The sequence below is a fragment of the Centipeda felix genome (assembly GCF_900186465.1).
GTDB lineage: Bacteria > Bacillota > Negativicutes > Selenomonadales > Selenomonadaceae > Centipeda > Centipeda felix.
Genome location: NZ_LT891958.1, coordinates 256,065 through 274,427, shown reverse-complemented (window position 1 = coordinate 274,427; position 18,363 = coordinate 256,065). Strand labels below are relative to the sequence as shown.

Sequence of the window (18,363 nt, the reverse complement as noted above, 5' to 3'; positions counted from 1 at the left end):
AAGCGATGAGAGGCCAGCTGGGGCATATCTATCGGCGCGCGATGCGGCGTATCTCGCGCCGCTTTGTCAACGGGCTGCTCGTGCTCGTCCCTGTTGTCATCACGGCGTTCGTCATCGAGTGGACGCTGCGATTCACCGAGGGGGTACTTGGGCAGTATTTGCCGTTCTACTTTCCGGGCATGGGGATCATCACGCTCATGGCAGTGATCTATCTCGTCGGTTGGGGCTCGACGAACTGGGCGCTCGCGAAGCTGATCTCTCTCGGCGAGACGATGATCGGGACGATCCCGTTCGTCAAATTTATCTATACGAGTGTCAAGCGGCTCTCCGAGGCGGTGCTCGACTCGAGCAGTAATTTCACGCATGTCGTTCATGTGCCGTACATGGGCGGGCGCGCCCTCGGCTTCGTTATGGCGGATCTGCCGCCGCGCTTTCAGGAGGCACTGGGCGGCGGCTATCTCTGCGTCTTTATCCCGTGGAGCCTCAATATGACCTCGGGGACGACGCTCCTCGTGCGTGAGGAGGATGCCGTGACGATCAACATATCGAAGGAGGAGGCGCTCCAGTATATGCTGACGGCGGGGGCGGTGATGCCGATGGCGGAGCGAAAAAAGGACATCACACAGAAGAATGTCCGCAAGACGCCTGCTGCGGCGGACGACGGATCGGAGAGGCACGCGTAGATGGCGGTCTACGGAGCGGAGGGAATCGTCCTCGGCACGCGCAGCTGGGGCGAGGCGGACAAGGTCGTGACGCTCTATACGAAGGAGCATGGGCTCGTGCGCGCGGCGGCATTTGGCTGTCGCCGCCCGCGCAGCCCACTGGCCGGAGCAATGCAGCTGTTCGTCCATGCAGATCTGCAGCTCGCGGAGGGGGCGCGCCTTGAGACGGTCAAGACGGCATCCGTACGCGCCTCCCACCATCGTATCGCGGACGATCTCGCGGCGCTCGCCTATGCGACATTCACGGCGGAGGTCGTCTGTGCATTCATGCCCGAGGGCGTAGAAGATGAGCCGTTTTTCGATGCGCTCGCACAGATCATGACGGCGTTTGAGACGCGGCAGCCGCGCGTCACTGCGCTCGCCGCCGTGCTGCGCACGCTGGATGCGGCGGGACTGCAGCAGACCTATGATCACTGCCTTCACTGTGGCACGCTCATCGAGGGCGACGCGTTCTTTCACGCAGCGGAGGGCGGCGCTCTCTGCGCGGACTGTGCGGGGGAGGGCGCCATGCCGTTTTCCGCAGAGCTGCGCACGCTGCTCACAGAACTGCGGCAGATTGACTGGCAGCATCCCGCGCCGCTGCGCGTCCGCGGCGGGACACTGATGGCGGCGGAGAGCATGGTGCTCGCCCATGTGCAGGAACTCGTCGGTCGGCCGCTGCGCTCATTGGCATTCCTCGCGCAGCTCGGATGATTTTTGTGATGAGATATTTTTTTGTTAAAATTTTAAGCTATGATGAAAAAAACGTCGTAAAAAAAAAGGAAAAGTGAAGACGACGGCGAAAGTATATCAGGTAGAGTTTTCAATGCTTTTTCTGTGCGTAGGGAAGACTGAACAAAGGGAATGGAGGGGAAGCCTGTCATGATCATGCTGACGAAGTTCAACTCCAAGACGAACAAGAAGGGCGAGTTTGTCCTCAATGCAGAGATCATCGAAAGCATCGAGGAGACACCGGATACGGTCATCACACTCACCAACGGAAAGAAGCTGATCGTCGAGGAGCCGATGGAGGAAATCGTGCGCCGCACGGTAAAGTATCGGCGTGCGCTCTATCAAAATTAGTTGGCGAATTTCTATTCCTTTGCTATAATGAAAGAACAGTGTTCTTCTATGCGGCAAGGGAGTGCCCCGGTGTGGAGCCGCTGCGGCTTCGTAGTCATTTTTAGGGAGGGAATTTACTCATGGCGGAGGAAAAGGAAGAGCAGGTAGCAGAACAGCCGAAGCAGAAATCACCGATGTTGATGATGATCGTCGTGGTGGTTGTGGCGGTTCTCGTTGCAGTGGCAGCAGCCGGAGGGATCTCATACTACATCTTCTCACAGGCGGAGTCCCCGTCTCATGCGGAGGATGGAGGCAGCAGCAAGGCGAGCCATGATCCGGGCGTGTTCTACAAGCTCGGCGATCCGAAGGAAGGCATCTTGGTCAATGTCGGCGGCGGTCGTGCCGGCAAGTATCTCAAGGCGGGCATTGTCATGGAACTCAATCCCGGCAAGTCCGATGTGGTGAAGGACGGCAAGGTCAACCCTGTCGCGGAGACGAAGATCCTCGACACGACGATGCAGTTCCTGCGTGCTGCACCGCTTGAGGAGTTTGATGCAACCAAACAGGATGCGTTGAAGAAGCAGCTGAAAGATGCCCTGAATGACCGCCTTGGACAGGGATCGGTCTACGATGTTTACATCACGAGCTTCCTGCTGCAGTAAGTTCGATGAAGTGCTGCACAAAGGGAAGGGGGAAGAGTCTTGGCTGAGGACGTACTGTCTCAATCCGAAATAGACAAGCTTCTTTCGGCACTTTCGGATGGCTCGGTTTCCGCCGAGGAAGTCAAGGCGGAGGAAGAGGAACGCAAGGTCAAGGTCTACGACTTCAAACGGCCGGACAAGTTCTCCAAGGATCAGATGCGGACACTGTTCATGCTGCATGAGAGTTTTTCGCGTCTCCTGAATACCTATCTGTCGGCGAGCCTGCGCACGATGATCGACATCGAGGTGCTGTCCGTCGAGCAGATGACGTATCAGGAATTCGTTCAATCCATGGCGAACCCGTCCGTGATCGGCATCCTTGCACTGCCGCCGCTGAAGGGAAACATCATCATCGAGCTCAGTACGGACATTTCGCTTGCCTACATCGACCGTATCTTTGGCGGTGAGGGCAGGCCGGGCGTGAAGCCCCGTGTGCTGACGGATATTGAGGCGGCGGTGATGCGCCGGTTCATCGATACGGTGACGAACTATTTCCGAGAGGCGTGGAGCAACGTCGTGGAGTTCCGTCCGAACTTCGAGACGATGGAGACGAATCCACAGTTTGCCCAGATCGTTCCGCCGAGCGATATGGTCGTGCTCATCACGATCCATATCAAGATGGGCGAGGTCGAGGGCATGATGAACATCTGTATCCCATATCTGGTGCTCGAACCGGTGATGCCGAAGCTGACGACATCGTTCTGGGTGGCGTCCTCCATGGATCGTGAGAGCTCGCCGGAGCAGGTCGCGGAACTGCAGCGCAAGATTGAGCGCACCTCCGTGCCGTTCACAGTGCAGCTCGGTGAGATCCACGTGACAATCAACGAGTTCCTGACCCTTGGGTTTGGTGATGTTCTCCAGCTCGATACCCTGACAAAGGATGAGCTGGTCTGCTATGTCGGGTCGAATCCAAAGTTCCTCGCGCGTCCGGGTACGGCCGGAAAGCGCATGGCCGTACAGATTTCCGGGATTATAGAAGGGGAGGACGACGCGAATGAGTGACGATATGATCTCACAGGAGGAGATAGACGCCCTCCTGAGCGGTGGAGGCGGCGATGATGCGCCTGCGGATGACGCGGCAGCCTCGGACGACGCATCTGCTGCAGGTGCGGCTCCCACCGGAGATACGATAACGGATATGGAGCGGGATGCCCTCGGTGAGATCGGCAACATCTCCATGGGCGGCGCGGCGACGACACTCTCCGTCCTTCTTGGACGCAAGGTGTCGATCACAACGCCGACAGTCTCCATCTCCAACATGCGCCAGCTGAAGGAGAAGTACCCCATCCCCTTCCTTGTGGTTGAGGTCGGCTACAGCATCGGCATCGAGGGAAACAATGTCCTCTGTATCCAAGCAAAGGACGCGGCGATCATTGCCGATCTGATGATGGGCAATGACGGGACAAACCCCGACGAAGAACTCAGCGAGATCCACATGAGTGCGGTCAGCGAGTCCATGAATCAGATGATGGGCAGCGTTGCGACCTCGCTCTCCTCGATGTTCAACAAGAAGGTGGATATTACTCCGCCCGTTGTGACGCTTGTCGATCTCGGGACGGAGGAAGTCGTTTCAAAGCTGCTCGACAAGGCGGATCCCATCGTGCAGGCATCGTTCCGCATGGAGGTAGATGGTCTCATCGACAGTGAGATCATGCAGCTGCTGCCGCTCGATGTTGCACGTGAGATGGTCGATGCGCTGATGAACCAGCAGCCCGATGTTGACGATGAGGAAGAAGCCATCGCAGCCGCTGCGGCATCGCCGCCGGCGGCACCTGCCCTGCCGCAGCACCCGCTTCGGCACCGGCAGCAGCCGCTGCGGCGCCGGCAAGTAATGGATATGGAGCACAGCCTATGCAGCCACATGTCGCATCGAATGTCCCCGTACAGTCTGCGCAGTTTACGCCGCTCAGCACGGTACCGGTACAGGTCAATGATGCCAATATCGGCCTGATCCTCGACGTACCTTTGCAGGTCAATGTCGAACTCGGCCGCACAAAGAAGTCCATCAAGGAGATCCTCGATCTGACGAAAGGGTCGATCGTGGAGCTTGATAAACTTGCCGGAGAACCCGTTGACATCATGGTCAACGGAAAGTATCTGGCAAAGGGGGAAGTTGTTGTCATCGACGAGAACTTCGGCGTCCGAATCACGGAGATTGTCAGCCCGCTTGAGCGTGCGGCACGTCTCCAGTGACGGAAAGAATGTCTTGAAGAAGTACGGACAGCCGCGCTGATCCGTATTTCCCGGGGAATTGCGGCATAGTTATGCAATTTGCCGGAAAGAGAAGTGTAGAAAGTCCTTGTCACCGAAGGCATATTTCGCTATAATGAGAGCGATTTAGGAAGCACCGCTGTGTGCAGGTAATGCCCTTGGGAATAGGGGATGTTCTGTCGGATTAAGGAGAGATGAGAAAATGGCAACTCGCGTTCTGGTCGTTGATGATGCAGCTTTTATGCGAATGATGGTGAAGGACATCCTGTCGAAGAACGGTTATGAGATCGTTGGTGAGGCAGAGAACGGCATGAAGGCACTGGAGAAGTACCAGGAACTCAAGCCGGACCTCGTGACAATGGATATTACGATGCCGGAGATGGATGGCATCACGGCAGTCAAGGAGATCAAGAAGGTCGATCCGGGCGCCAAGGTCGTTATGTGCAGCGCAATGGGACAGCAGGCCATGGTTATCGAGGCCATCCAGGCGGGTGCGCGCGACTTCATCGTGAAGCCGTTCCAGGCAGACCGCGTTCTGGAGGCAATTCGCAAAGCCGTCGGCTGATGCGTGCGTGGATATTGACTCTGTCCTTGCTGCTCGGATGCGTGCTCTTTGCTCTATGTACAGGGGATGTGTCTGCCGCAGGTGAGACGGGCGGCGGATATTTAGCCGGATATCAAGAGGCTGACCCGCGCCCGTCGGCCGTATCATGGTGGTCGACGGTCGCCTATGTGGTCAGCCTTTTTGCTGTCTTTGCATTCGTGGTCATCCTCGCCTATCTCGTCGCACGCGCTTTTGGCAAGAGCTCCATGCGCACGCTTGCGGCGCGCGGCGGACAGGTCTACTTACAGCTGCCGCTTGGTCCGAATCGCTCGGTCTGCGTGGTGGAACTCTTCGGGCGTGTCTTCGTGCTCGGTGTGACGGATGCCAACATCCGTCTGATCACGGAGATCGACGACCCCGAGACACTTGAGGAGATCCGCCATGCCGCTCCGATGGAGGGCGGCGTATTCAGCGAGCAGTTCGGATCTCTTTCGGATTTCGTACAGAAAATCCCGCCGCTTTTCCGAAAGTAGGCGGACAGAGAGGAATGGGGGAAGGGAATTGGGGCGCATTTTTCCGATCTTGGGTGCTGCGGCGTTCCTGCTCTTCGGTGTGGGGCAGGCATCTGCCGCCCCGCTGATCCCGACGGTCAACGTCGGGGTCGGTACGTCCAACAATCCGCAGGATGTTGCGACCAGTATGCAGGTGCTCGCTGTACTCACGGTCATGTCGCTTGCGCCCGCGATCTTTGTCATGACGACGTCCTTTGTCCGCATCGTTGTGGTCATCGGCTTCCTGCGCAATGCGCTCTCGACACAGAATGTGCCGCCGAATCAGGTGGTCATTGCTCTGTCACTGTTTCTGACGTTCTACATCATGGCACCCTACTGGGGACAGGCAAACGAGAACGGCATACAGCCCTATCTCGAGGGGCAGATTACACAGGAGCAGGCACTGGAGAACATCGTGGACCCGATGCGCGAGTTCATGCTGCGTCAGACGCGGGAGTCTGATCTCGCACTCTTTGTCAACCTGTCGGATGCGCCGCGTCCCGATGGCCCGGAGGATGTGTCGACGTTTACACTCATCCCTGCGTTCATCATCAGTGAGCTCAAGACGGCATTCCAGATCGGCTTTATGATCTACATTCCGTTTATCGTCATTGATATGATCGTCGCGAGTACCCTCATGTCCATGGGTATGATGATGCTGCCGCCGGTCATGATCTCCCTGCCGTTTAAGATTCTGCTGTTCGTTATGGTCGATGGGTGGCATCTCTTGATTCAGTCGCTCATCATGAGTTTCCGCTGATGGGGAGGCGCTGATATGTCCGGAGATTTGGTCATTCAGCTCGCACAGGAAGCTCTCATGATCGTCCTTCTGGTCTCCGCTCCGATGCTCGGGCTCGGTCTGATCGTCGGCCTCTTGGTCGCGGTGTTCCAGGCGACGACGTCGATTCAGGAGCAGACGCTGGCGTTCATTCCGAAGATTATTGCAGTGTTTGTCGCCATTCTGATCTTCGGCCCTTGGATGCTGCGCATCATGGTGGAGTACGTATCGAACGTCTTTATCAACCTCCCTATGTACCTGCGATGAGGAGGGCAGCACATGGATCTGTATGAGCTGCTTCAGGGACATATTGCCGTATTCCTGCTGATGCTTGTGCGGGTCAGCGGAATTTTCCTCATCTCGCCGTTCTTTGGCAGTATGAACATCTCCATCTATTTTCGCGTAGGTACGGCACTCGCCATCACGATCCTGCTCTTTCCGGTCGTGGATGGGCTGGGAACGCCCTATGTCCCGGAGAATGTCATCATGTTCGGCGTGACTGCCCTCGGTGAACTCTTTATCGGTTGGCTGATCGGCTTCGTGGCGTATATCTCCTTTGCCGCCATCACGATGGCGGGTAAGGTCATGGATATGCAGGTGGGGTTTGCCATCGTCAATGTTGTCGACCCGACTTCCGGTCAGCAGATACCGCTTATCGGAAGTTTTCTTTATAATTTGGCGGTGATCGTTCTCCTTGCGACGAACGGACATCACATGATTCTGGCGGCACTCGTTGAGAGCTTTCGCGTCGTTCCCATTGCAGGGATGGAGGGGAATCTGTCGCTGGCGATGCTCATAGCAAACTTCACGGGCACGATCTTTCTCACGGGCATGAAGATCGCCATGCCGATCACCTTCGCCATTCTTCTCACGAATGTGGGGCTTGGTATCCTCTCGCGTACGATGCCGCAGATGAACATCTTTGTTGTCGGCATTCCAATGCAGCTGATGATCGGCATCACCGTGCTCTCAATGATCATTCCGTTCTATGTCTTATTCCTGGATGTGCTGTTCAATGAAATGTATGGAAATATATCACTTGCGATACGCGCCCTCCAATAGGGCGACGTTCGTCTTTGACCTCCAGCGTTTCGCAGGCGGGGAAAAGACGGAAGAGCCGACGGCAAAGAAACGCGCCGACGCGCGAAAGAAGGGGCAGGTCGGACGCAGCCAGGAGCTGAACACGGCATTCGTACTGCTCGTGGGGTTCTTTACACTGAAGCTCCTGTGGGACTCGATCTATCTTTCGATTGCATCCTATACCACGTATGTGTTCACAAATCTGAACCAGAGCGTCGACACTGAGAACATTATTCACATCTTTATCGGCATCATTGTTGTGCTCGCCAAGACCGCTTTTCCCGTCATGTTTGCGATCATGCTGATCGGCTTGGCGATCAATTTCTTTCAGGTCGGGCTCACGTTCAACACCGAGTCCATTGAGTTCAAACTGGACAAGTTGAATCCAATCAACGGCTTCGGGCGCATCTTCTCCAAGCGTTCGCTCGTCGAGCTGGCGAAGTCATTCTTCAAGATTCTCGTCATTGGTTTTTTTCTCTACCGATTCATCCATGAACAGATTCTCGCGATGCCGCAGTTCATGTTCTTCGACCTGACAACGAGCCTTGCACTTGTGGCGGAGATCATCTTCCAGATGGCGTTCATCGTTATCGGTGTCATCATGATTATGGCGCTCATGGACTATGGCTACCAGAAGTGGCAGACGACGCAGGATCTCAAGATGACCAAACAGGAAGTCAAGGATGAGATGAAGCAGTCTGAAGGCGACCCGCAGATCAAGGGAAAGATTCGCCAGAAACAGCGGCAGATGGCGATGGCGCGCATGATGAAGGAAGTGCCAAAGGCGGATGTCATCGTCACAAACCCGACCCACTATGCGATTGCACTCTCCTATCAGCAGGGGATGTCGGCGCCGCTGGTCGTTGCGAAGGGACAGGATCTCGTTGCGCAGCGCATCAAGGAGATCGCACGTGAGGCGCGTGTCCCGATCATCGAGAACAAGCCACTCGCGCGTGCCATCTATGCGGCCGTGCAGATCGGTGATGCAATTCCGCAGGAGCTCTACCAAGCGGTCGCTGAAGTGCTGGCATACGTCTACCGCCTGAAGCATGCACGACGCGGAGCGTAAGGAAAACAGTGGAAGCAGAACGAACTTCTATGCCACTCGGACAGACTTTGATACACCTGTACAATCGGTGCTCTAAGAACACATTTATCATTTGACGAGATTTCAATATTTGATATAATGTTATATGGTGGATCATATATCCACGTAAGAGAAACGGGAACAAGGGGAGTGAGTAAGAGCATGGCAGCACCGCAGACCGGCAGTGTAAATCCTCTTTCGTCCGGCAGTTTCATACAGCGATACAGCGATGTTCTGATCGCCGTCGCCATCGTGACGATCGTCATTATGATGATCATTCCACTGCCGACGGTCTTATTGGATGTCCTGATCTGTCTCAATATCACCATTGCATTGCTCGTCGTCATGTCGGCGATCTACAATGTGGAGGCACTGGATCTATCCGTCTTTCCATCGCTCCTCCTCATTACGACGCTCTTTCGGCTGGCGCTGAATATCTCGTCAACGCGTCTGATTCTGCTCAATGCGAACGCCGGCGAGGTCATTACGGCATTCGGAAATTTTGTTGTCGGCGGCAATGCGGTCGTCGGCTTTATCGTGTTCGTTATCCTCGTCATTGTGAACTTCATCGTTATCACGAAGGGCTCGGAACGCGTTGCTGAGGTGTCGGCGCGCTTCACCCTCGATGCGATGCCAGGCAAACAGATGGCGATCGACGCGGATCTCAATCAAGGGGCAATTACAGATGCGGAGGCGAAGCGCCGCCGCGAGAAGGTGCAGCGCGAGTCGGACTTCTTCGGCGCAATGGACGGTGCATCGAAGTTTGTCAAGGGCGATGCCATCGCCGCCATTGTCATCATGATGATTAACATCGGCGGCGGTTTTGTCATTGGGATGCTCCAGCGCGATATGGATGCGGCGCAGGCACTCCAGACCTATACGCTGCTGACTGTTGGTGAGGGGCTCGTCGCACAGATCCCTGCGCTCCTCATATCGACGGCAACCGGTATCATCGTCACGCGCTCGGCGGCAGAGGGGAACCTCGGCGGCGATCTCGTCAAGCAGCTCTTCCGCAACGCGCGTATCTTTATGATTCTCACGGGTGTGCTCCTTTTCCTCGCCATCATGCCGGGACTGCCGGGCATTCCGTTCTTTACCCTCGCGGCACTCTGCGGCTTCATCGCATGGAATCTCCATCGTGGTCAGGCGGTGGAGCAGGAAGTCCAGCAGGTCGAGCAGAAAGCCAAGGCAAAGAAGGAAGCAACGACGCCCGAAAATATCGTCTCGCTCCTGCAGGTTGATCCGATGGAGCTCGAGATCGGCTACAGCCTTATCCCGCTCGTCGATACGGGGCAGGGCGGCGATCTCCTCGACCGCATCGTCATGATTCGCCGCCAATGTGCACTGGAGCTCGGACTCGTCGTGCCGACCATCCGCATCCGCGATAATATCCAGATCAAACCCAATGCCTACATCATCAAGCTGAAGGGCGTGGAGATTGCGCGCGGCGAGCTGATGCTCGACCACTATCTCGCGATGAACTCGGGAACCGTCTTTGAGGAGGTGCCGGGCATCGAGACGACGGAGCCGGCGTTCGGCCTCCCCGCACTCTGGATCTCGGAGAACGAACGCGAGCAGGCGGAGCTGAACGGCTACACGGTCGTGGATGCGGTCTCCGTGCTCGCCACCCACCTGACGGAGATCATCAAGGAGCATGCGGCGGAGATCCTCGGGCGTCAGGAGACGCAGAACCTGCTCGACAATCTCCAGAAGACCAACGCGGCTCTCGTCGAGGAGGTCGTTCCGAATCTGCTCACCGTGGGCGAAGTGGAGAAGGTGCTCGCCAATCTCCTGAGCGAGCGCATCTCGATCCGCGATATGAGCACGATTCTGGAGGTGCTTGCCGACTACGCGCCAGCAACGAAGGATACGGACGTCCTGACGGAGTATGTCCGTCACGCCATGGCGCGGCAGATCACGCAGCAGAACGTCCAGAACGGGGTGCTCCCCTGCATTACGCTTGATCCTGCCATCGAGAACAAGATCGCGGGCAGCGTACAGCGGACCGAGCATGGCTCCTATGTCAGCCTCGACCCTGATACGATGCAGAAACTCCTTACGGCGCTGCAGGAACAGCTCCATAAGCTGACTGATCAGGGCTATCAGCCGATTGTGCTCACGAGTCCGACGGTGCGTCCGTATTTCCGTAATTTAGTTGAGCGCTCGATCGCGGGCCTCATTGTTCTCTCGCACGCGGAAATCGAACAGAATGTTGAAATTCAAATCCTTGGGGTGGTGAAGATCTAAGTGCAGGTTAAAACGGTACGCGCATCCTCGGTCAAGGAGGCCATGGAGCAGATCAAGGACGAACTCGGCAGTAATGCCGTGCTCCTCCACACGAAGAAATATCGTGAGGAGGGGGTTCTTGGCGGCGCGGAGATGATCGAGGTGACTGCTGCGGTGGATGAATCACAGCAGCGGGCGCCGCAGCCGTCTCCGGCCTATGTTCCCCCGGCATCGCCGATCCTGCCGACCAATGTGGTGAACCGATATCGGATGAATGAAACGGCAGGTTCAGAGGGAGGAGCCGCCCCTCAGGCGGGGCCCGTGTACGATGTCTACGCCCCCGACGTGGTGCAGCTGCCCTATGCAGCGCCGCCTGCTGCACCGGTGGAACCACCGGTACCCCCGGCACCCGCCTATCCGCAGGATGGCTATGTTCCGCCGGCACAGCCCCCTGTCGCTGCTCCGGCGCAGGCACCCGCCTATGAGACGGTGCCCCAGCCCACGCCTGTGGCAGAGCTGCCAGCAGCCCCGCCATCTGCCCCTGTGGCAGATGAGGACCGCTCGGCAGAGCGCATCCGCATGCTCGAGGATGAGCTTGCGCAGATGAAGACGATGCTCGCCTCCATGATGGCGGCAAACAAACCCAAAGAGGTGGTCTCCATCCGTGATGCGCTCGTCAAGCAGGATGTCCGTGAGGAACTGTGCGAGGATATGGCGGGGAAGATTCCCATCGCCGATGCGAATCTCGACAGCCTTGACCCCCGCGCTGCAGGTGTTTTGGCGGGCTACCTGTCACAGGTGATGCAGTTCACCGATGGACTGAAACCCGGGACGCACGGCGCGCGTGTCTATGCCTTCATCGGCACGACGGGCGTCGGTAAGACAACGACACTCGCAAAAATTGCCGCGCATTTTGTGCTGGAGCAGAATCTCAAGGGAGCGCTTATCACGGCAGATACCTATCGCATCTCGGCGGTGGAGCAGCTCAAAAAATATGCGGAGATTCTGGGGCTTCCCGTCGAGGTCGTCTACTCGGCAGCAGATCTCAAAAAGGCGATTGCGCGTCACCGCAGCAAGGATTTTGTCCTCGTGGATACGGCGGGGCGCAGCCAGTACAACGAATTCCAGATGGAGGAGCTGACCTCGCTGCTTGCCGCGTATGCGCGGATGGAGAAGCACCTCGTCGTCAGCGCGACGACGAAGGAGCAGGATGCCGTGCAGATCATTGAACGCTTTGCTCCGTGCAAACCCGACTGCATCATCTTTACGAAAATGGATGAGACGCAGACGTTCGGGATGGTGCTCAATCTTCTTGCCAACCGCGGACTGCCTCTTTCGTTTCTCTCCAACGGACAGAGCGTGCCGGACGACATCATTCCGGCGACAGCGGAGCGGCTGGCGGAACTGCTTTTGAGGGAATGATATGACAGATCAGGCAACGCGGCTGCGACAGATGGTCGGTGCCGAGGGAGAGCCTGCCCCCACGGAGGCGCAGCCGCCTCCCCCTGCGCAGCAGACAGTGCCGGAACGGCCGATGCTCTCGTCTGCTCAGGCGAAGGCATGGGCAGATGTACGCGTCGTTGCGATCACCAGCGGGAAGGGCGGTGTCGGAAAGACCAACATCGCCGTCAATCTGGCGATTGCAATGCGCGATAAGGGGTATCGCGTGCTCGTCATCGACGCCGACCTCGGAATGGCGAATGTCGACGTGATGCTCGGCACCTCGTCGCGGCGCCATCTGCTCGATCTCCTGCGGCCGGAGATCAAACTGGACGATGTGATCGTTGAGTCGCCGCATGGTGTTCAGTACATCTCGGGCGGCTCGGGCATTGAGAAGGCTCTGGAATATGATCGTGCGGAGAAGCTGCTCCTGCAGCAGAAGCTCGCCGACTGTGCCGCGCGTGCCGATGTGATCCTCGTTGACACAGGCGCGGGACTGGGGCGCAACGTGATGGACTTTATCCTCGCGGCGGACGAGGTGCTCCTCGTGACGACGCCGGAGCCGACCTCCCTGACGGATGCGTACGCTGTTATGAAAGCATACAGCATCTACGCCGCACAGAAGAATCTCCGCCTTGTCATCAACCGCGTCTACGAGCCGAAGGAGAGCCGTGAGGTTGCACTGAAACTCCAACGGGCCGCAGAGAAGTTCTTGCACATGCCCGTAGACTGCCTCGGCTATGTCTTTGAGGACGCCTCCGTGACGAAGGCGGTACGGCGCCAGCAGCCGCTCATCAAGGCGGCACCCGCATCTGCGGCCGCGCGCTGCATTGATGCGCTGGCAGAGGCAATTATCACCGGGGAAGAAATGAAAGTAAAAAGAGGCTGGAAAGGTTTTTTGCAACAAATTTTTAACTTTTCAGCTTAGCCAAGGAGGAAATTTTAGATGGCGGGCGAATTGGTAGATGCAAGGAGTATTTTATCCATCGGACAGCGATTGGAAATATTCTTTGAAAATACCGAGGAGGGGACTTCCGGATATACCAGCCGCGTGGAGGACATTGTCGGGGATGATCTCATCGTCGCGATGCCCGTGGATGAGCGGCTCGTTCCGATCATCCCCCGTGTCGGCGAGAATTTGTATGTACTTGCAGGGGGCGATGGCTGTCACTATCGCTTCTTTAGCGTACATCGCGGGCATGGGCGTCATGACGGGCGGATTCCGACGCTGCGTATTTCCATCCCTGAGTTTGTCGAGCGCTTCCAGAAGCGCGGGCTGTTCCGTACCAAGGTGAATCTTACGGCGACGATCCGCCACATCGACGCCGAGGGGACGATTGATGCGCCGACGAACGTGCCGATTGTCGATCTCAGCGGCAGCGGACTCTCGTTTGTTTGGCCGCGGCGTCTGCCCGTCGATACCGGCGTAGCACTCGATATCAACGATATTCCTGGCATTGGGACGATCGAGATGATGTCGAAGGTGATGCGCGTAACGCGCGTGGAGCGTGAGGACGATACGCCGATCTATCACATCGGCATCCAGTTTCTGGCAGTGTCACGCAGCATGAGGGATAAGATCATCCGCTATCTTTTCCAAGTGCAGCGTGCTCAAGTGGAGCGCGTGAGCAATGACTGATTTACAGCATTATGAGACCCATGTCCGCGGAGCCCCACAGAACCGTCGGATTGTCGCCATCGGCTCATCGACAGGCGGGCCACAGGCACTGCAGACGGTCATTACGGGGCTGTCGGAACATTTCCCCTGTCCTGTTGTCGTCGTTCAGCACATGCCGGCCGGATTCACGGGAGCGCTGGCGGAGCGCCTGAACGGAGTTGCCCGTGTTGAGGTTCGGGAGGCCTGCGACGGCGATGTGCTGCGGCCCGGCTGCGTCTATATCGCGCCGGGGAATCGGCAGCTGCGCGTTCGGCAGGAGGCGGGGGGACGGCGTATCGCACTCAGCGATGAGCCGCCCGTTGGAAATCACCGTCCTGCGGTGAATGTCATGTACGACTCTGTGGCGCATCTAGGGAACGATGTCGTCGCCGTCATCCTCACGGGGATGGGATGTGACGGTAGGGAAGGGATGCGCCGGATCAAGCAAAATGGCGGCTACTGCATTGCGCAGGATGAAGCGACCTGTGTCGTCTACGGAATGCCAAAATCTGTGGTCGATGCGGGGCTGGCCGATGAGATATGCCCATTGCCCAAGATCGCGGGAGCGATTCAGGCGGCTGTGAGAAGATAGGAAGTAGGGGGAATATCAATGGATAACCAGTATATGGATATGTTCCTGGATGAGTCGCATGAGCATCTGCAGTCCCTGAACGAAGGCCTTTTGCGTCTCGAAGAGAACATGGAGGAGATCAGTGTCGTCAACGACATCTTCCGCAACGCTCACACGCTGAAGGGCATGTCTGCGACGATGGGCTTCGCGAAGATCGCGGAGCTGACGCATGAGATGGAAGACGTCCTTGACCTTGTCCGCAAGGAAGAGCTGAAGCTCAACGAGGACATCATAGACACGCTCTTCAAGTGTCTTGACTCACTGGAGCAGATGGTGGATAGCGTCGGCAACGGTGAGGCGGAGGATGTCGTCGATGTCTCCGACCTCGTCGCTAAGCTCAGCTCTATCTCCAAGGGAACGCCTCCTCCGGCTGCAGCTCCTGCTGCAGGGGGAGCTTCGGCTGCCCCGGCGGCGGGTGATGCATCTGGCGGAGCGGGGGGCGATCTCGGCATTGATGACATTGACCTCGATGTCATGAAAAAGGCGAAGGACGCTGGGATGAACGTCTTCCATGTCAAGGTTACACTGATGGAGAGCTGTGTGCTCAAGGCAGCGCGTTCTGTCATGGTCATGCATGCATTGGATGAGATAGGTGATGTCATCAAGAGCGTTCCCTCGGCGGAGGATCTCGAGCAGGAGAAATTTGAGCGCAGCTTCGATATCGTACTCGCAACAGCAAGCGACGCTGAGGCTGTGACGAATGCCGTTGATACCGTCTCTGAGATCGAGGACATCGGTGTGGAGGAGCTCGATCCTGATGCGCTCGCCAAGCCGGCTGAGCCGGCTCCTGCCGCTCCGGCAGCTGCGGCAGCACCTGCGGCAAAGAAGGCGGCACCTCCGGCAAAGAAGGAAGGCGCAAAGGCGGCTCCGAAGAAGCAGCACCAGAGCCAGAGCGTTCGTGTCGACATCGAAAAGCTCGATACGCTCATGAACCTCATGGGCGAGCTGGTTATCAACAAGGTACGTCTTGAACAGATCGGACAGACCCATCGCATGAGTGACCTCATGGAGACACTCGAACAGATGGATCGTGTGACGGGTGATCTGCAGAACATCGTCATGAAGGTCCGCATGGTTCCAGTCAGTGCCGTGTTCAACCGCTTCCCGCGCATGGTGCGCGACGTATCGAAGGAACTGGGAAAGGAGATCAACCTCACCATCGAGGGCGAAGAGACGGAGCTTGATCGTACTGTTATCGACGAGATCGGCGATCCGATCATGCATCTTCTGCGCAACTCCCTCGACCATGGCGTTGAGAGCCCTGATGCGCGTGAGGCAAAGGGCAAGCCGCGCGTCGGTGAGGTCGGGCTGATTGCGCGTCACGAAGGCAATAACGTCGTCATCATGATTACGGATGACGGTGCGGGCATTGACGCCAATAAGATTCGCCGCAAAGCGGTCGAAAAGGGCATGATCACGCAGGATGAGGCAGACCGCCTCGACGATACAGATGCCGTCCGCCTCATCTTCCTGCCAGGATTCTCCACGGCGGAGCAGATCACCGATATCTCGGGTCGCGGCGTCGGCATGGACGTTGTGCGCAGCAAGATCGAGGCACTCTCCGGGCACGTCGATGTAGAGACGCATATCGACGAGGGATCCATCTTTAAGATCAAGCTCCCGCTGACGCTCGCGATCATCCAGGCGATGCTTGTCCGCGTACAGGAAGAGATGTACGCCATTCCGCTCACCTCCATCGACAGCACGGTCAACATCGAGCCGACGGATATCCAGACCATCCAGAACAAGGAGGTCATCGTCCTGCGCGGTGAGATCATCCCGATTGTCCGCATGGAGGAGGCACTGCAGGTTCCGCATGTGAAGGACTCCGAGGAGCTCTTTGTCGTCGTTGTCCATGCCGGCGAGGCGAAGGCAGGCATCGTGGTGGACAACCTCATCGGTCAGCAGGAAATCGTTATCAAGACACTGGGGAACCTCTTCGCCGGACTCAAGCTCTTCGGCGGAGCAACGGTGCTTGGCGACGGTAGAGTTGCACTCATTCTCGATGTCGCAACGATGATTCAGCAGTGAGCAGGGGAGGGAAAAGAAGATGGCAGAGGATATGAATCGGGGCGGCGCGCCGCAGAACAACCAGTACGTGGCATTCAACCTGCGTGATGAAGAATATGGTGTCAGCATTCTGAACGTGCAGGAGATCCGCAATCTCACCGATATCACCCGTGTCCCCTATGCGGCGGACTTCATCAAGGGTGTCATCAACCTGCGTGGTGCTGTTCTTCCGGTCATTGATCTCAAACAGCGCCTTGGTCTCGCGGAGACGCCGTATACCGACCGCACGCGTATTGTTACGGTATCTGTCGAGGATGTGCACGTCGGCATGCTCGTCGATGCAGTGACAGAGGTGCTGAGTCTCGAAAACGCGCCTATCGATACGAAGAAGGCAACCAATGCGCGCGAGAGCAGCAAGTTTATCAGCAGCATCGGAAATATCAGAGGACGACTGATCATTCTGCTCAATCTGGAGGAGATCGTCGGCCTCAAGGAGGCAAAATAACACAGGAGTGTGCAGTGAATCCTTGAGGAATTGCACCGCATGAGAAAAGGATTGAGTCGATGACTGTAGAAGGGGAAGACCTGACAGCTCTGTCGGATATGCAGCTCGATGTGCTGCAGGAGATCGGAAATGTCGGCGCGGGTAATTCCGCGACGGCACTTTCCCGTCTGATCCAGCATCGCATCGAGATGAATGTGCCGCAGGTGGCACTGGTTCCAATTGAAGATGTACCGGAATTTGTCGGCGGACCGGAACTCGTGGTCGTCGGTATTTTCCTGCGCGTTTACGGAAAAGCACCGAGTAACATCCTTTTTCTCATTCCGCGTGACAGCGCGTTTGCTCTCGCGGATACGATGTGCGGGCGTGAGGTCGGAACAACGACGACAGAGCTCAGCCCGATGGATGAATCCGCATTGATGGAGGTCGGAAACATTCTTGCTGGCTCATACCTCAATGCGTTCTATAGCTTTACGGGGATCAGCATGCTCCCGTCCGTGCCGGCACTTGCCGTGGACATGGCGGGGGCGATTCTCAATGTTGTTCTGGTTCAGCTCGGAGAGATGGGGGATCACGCACTTCTCATAGAGACGAATTTTGTCGCGGATGACCGCAGCATCAAGGGACATTTTTTCCTTGTCCCCGATCCGGGCTCACTGAGCAGCATTATGAATGCGGTAGGAGTTGTATGATATGCCGAATTTGATCAAAGTCGGCATGGCCGACTACAAGGTCGGTGCGGCTCCCGCCACACTCATCAGCTATGGACTGGGTTCCTGCATCGGCCTTTCACTATATGACCCTAAGGAAAAAGTGGGCGGCCTGCTCCACTATATGCTGCCGGACAGTAAGCAGGCACGCCCCTCCGATACACCGGCGAAGTTCATCGATACGGGATTTCCGCTCATGCTGGCGGACGTTCTGAAACTTGGGGGGGTAAAGTCCCGTCTCGTTGCAAAGATCGCGGGCGGAGCGCAGATGTTTGCGTTCTCCAACTCGACGAGCGTCATGCGCGTCGGCGAGCGAAATGCACAGGCGGCAAAGGATCTTCTGGCGGCACATGGCATCCGCCTCATCGCCGAGGATACGGGGCTCAACTATGGACGCACCGTATCCATCGACTTGAATGACGGTACGTATACCGTCAAGACCGTCAGCAAAGGGGATAAAACCATCTAGGGG

The 18,363-nt window shown here is 57.0% G+C and carries 20 protein-coding genes and 1 pseudogene; all 21 read left to right on the top strand.

The genetic code is table 11. The features are described 5' to 3' along the window. Positions 1–5: 5 nt before the first annotated feature. The 21 genes and pseudogenes from C1713_RS05745 (at position 6) to C1713_RS05645 (ending at position 18,360) form a co-directional block, all read left to right on the top strand. The gene (locus C1713_RS05745; RefSeq protein ID WP_102493309.1) at positions 6–683 is read left to right on the top strand and encodes a DUF502 domain-containing protein; all 678 of its coding nucleotides are present in this window, start codon (positions 6–8) and stop codon (positions 681–683) included. Further along, entirely contained in the window at positions 684–1,415 is a 732-nt protein-coding gene (gene recO / locus C1713_RS05740) for a DNA repair protein RecO (protein WP_102493308.1), read from the top strand. It abuts the gene before it with no gap. Between the two features lie 168 nt (positions 1,416–1,583). After that, positions 1,584–1,784 (top strand): flagellar FlbD family protein, encoded by a 201-nt coding sequence (locus C1713_RS05735; RefSeq protein WP_039981373.1) that lies wholly within the window; start codon positions 1,584–1,586, stop codon positions 1,782–1,784. Between the two features lie 119 nt (positions 1,785–1,903). Next, positions 1,904–2,425, top strand: coding sequence for a flagellar basal body-associated FliL family protein (locus C1713_RS05730; protein WP_009753937.1), 522 nt, complete (start codon positions 1,904–1,906; stop codon positions 2,423–2,425). Between the two features lie 39 nt (positions 2,426–2,464). Then, complete coding sequence (gene fliM, locus C1713_RS05725) at positions 2,465–3,466, top strand: flagellar motor switch protein FliM (RefSeq protein WP_102493307.1); 1,002 nt, start codon at positions 2,465–2,467, stop codon at positions 3,464–3,466. Beyond that, positions 3,459–4,657, top strand: a pseudogene (gene fliY / locus C1713_RS05720) (flagellar motor switch phosphatase FliY). The gene fliM and the pseudogene fliY overlap by 8 nt, the downstream one beginning before the upstream one ends. 220 nt (positions 4,658–4,877) lie before the next feature. Continuing rightward, a complete protein-coding gene (locus C1713_RS05715) occupies positions 4,878–5,240 on the top strand; it encodes a response regulator (RefSeq protein ID WP_009753940.1) in 363 nt (120 codons plus the stop codon). Continuing rightward, complete coding sequence (locus tag C1713_RS05710) at positions 5,240–5,752, top strand: FliO/MopB family protein (protein WP_102493306.1); 513 nt, start codon at positions 5,240–5,242, stop codon at positions 5,750–5,752. Before C1713_RS05715 ends, C1713_RS05710 begins: the two co-directional genes overlap by 1 nt. Positions 5,753–5,780: 28 nt before the next feature. Continuing rightward, the gene (gene fliP, locus C1713_RS05705; RefSeq protein ID WP_102493305.1) at positions 5,781–6,530 is read left to right on the top strand and encodes a flagellar type III secretion system pore protein FliP; all 750 of its coding nucleotides are present in this window, start codon (positions 5,781–5,783) and stop codon (positions 6,528–6,530) included. A gap of 15 nt (positions 6,531–6,545) precedes the next feature. After that, a complete protein-coding gene (gene fliQ, locus C1713_RS05700; RefSeq protein ID WP_006307428.1) occupies positions 6,546–6,815 on the top strand; it encodes a flagellar biosynthesis protein FliQ in 270 nt (89 codons plus the stop codon). A 12-nt stretch (positions 6,816–6,827) separates the two neighbouring features. Next, complete coding sequence (gene fliR / locus C1713_RS05695; protein ID WP_009753943.1) at positions 6,828–7,610, top strand: flagellar biosynthetic protein FliR; 783 nt, start codon at positions 6,828–6,830, stop codon at positions 7,608–7,610. Beyond that, on the top strand, positions 7,573–8,697 hold the full coding sequence (gene flhB, locus C1713_RS05690; RefSeq protein WP_009753944.1) for a flagellar biosynthesis protein FlhB: 1,125 nt from the start codon (positions 7,573–7,575) through the stop codon (positions 8,695–8,697). Before fliR ends, flhB begins: the two co-directional genes overlap by 38 nt. Positions 8,698–8,877: 180 nt before the next feature. Further along, on the top strand, positions 8,878–10,962 hold the full coding sequence (gene flhA, locus C1713_RS05685) for a flagellar biosynthesis protein FlhA (protein ID WP_050341504.1): 2,085 nt from the start codon (positions 8,878–8,880) through the stop codon (positions 10,960–10,962). After that, positions 10,963–12,363: a flagellar biosynthesis GTPase FlhF gene (gene flhF, locus C1713_RS05680; RefSeq protein WP_102493304.1), complete on the top strand. Its 1,401-nt coding sequence runs from the start codon at positions 10,963–10,965 to the stop codon at positions 12,361–12,363. A 1-nt stretch (position 12,364) separates the two neighbouring features. Continuing rightward, entirely contained in the window at positions 12,365–13,309 is a 945-nt protein-coding gene (locus C1713_RS05675; RefSeq protein WP_102493303.1) for a MinD/ParA family protein, read from the top strand. Between the two features lie 18 nt (positions 13,310–13,327). Further along, complete coding sequence (locus tag C1713_RS05670) at positions 13,328–14,020, top strand: flagellar brake protein (protein WP_102493302.1); 693 nt, start codon at positions 13,328–13,330, stop codon at positions 14,018–14,020. Beyond that, positions 14,013–14,630 (top strand): CheB methylesterase domain-containing protein, encoded by a 618-nt coding sequence (locus tag C1713_RS05665; protein ID WP_102493301.1) that lies wholly within the window; start codon positions 14,013–14,015, stop codon positions 14,628–14,630. Before C1713_RS05670 ends, C1713_RS05665 begins: the two co-directional genes overlap by 8 nt. 18 nt (positions 14,631–14,648) lie before the next feature. Continuing rightward, positions 14,649–16,700, top strand: a complete 2,052-nt coding sequence (locus C1713_RS05660; protein WP_102493300.1) for a chemotaxis protein CheA — start codon at positions 14,649–14,651, stop codon at positions 16,698–16,700. A 19-nt stretch (positions 16,701–16,719) separates the two neighbouring features. Continuing rightward, positions 16,720–17,184: a chemotaxis protein CheW gene (locus C1713_RS05655; protein ID WP_102493299.1), complete on the top strand. Its 465-nt coding sequence runs from the start codon at positions 16,720–16,722 to the stop codon at positions 17,182–17,184. A gap of 59 nt (positions 17,185–17,243) precedes the next feature. After that, positions 17,244–17,873 (top strand): chemotaxis protein CheC, encoded by a 630-nt coding sequence (locus C1713_RS05650; protein ID WP_009753952.1) that lies wholly within the window; start codon positions 17,244–17,246, stop codon positions 17,871–17,873. Position 17,874: 1 nt separating this feature from the next. Continuing rightward, positions 17,875–18,360 carry a chemotaxis protein CheD gene (locus tag C1713_RS05645; protein ID WP_009753953.1) on the top strand — a complete coding sequence of 162 codons (486 nt, stop codon included), beginning with the start codon at positions 17,875–17,877 and terminating at the stop codon, positions 18,358–18,360. Positions 18,361–18,363: the final 3 nt, after the last annotated feature.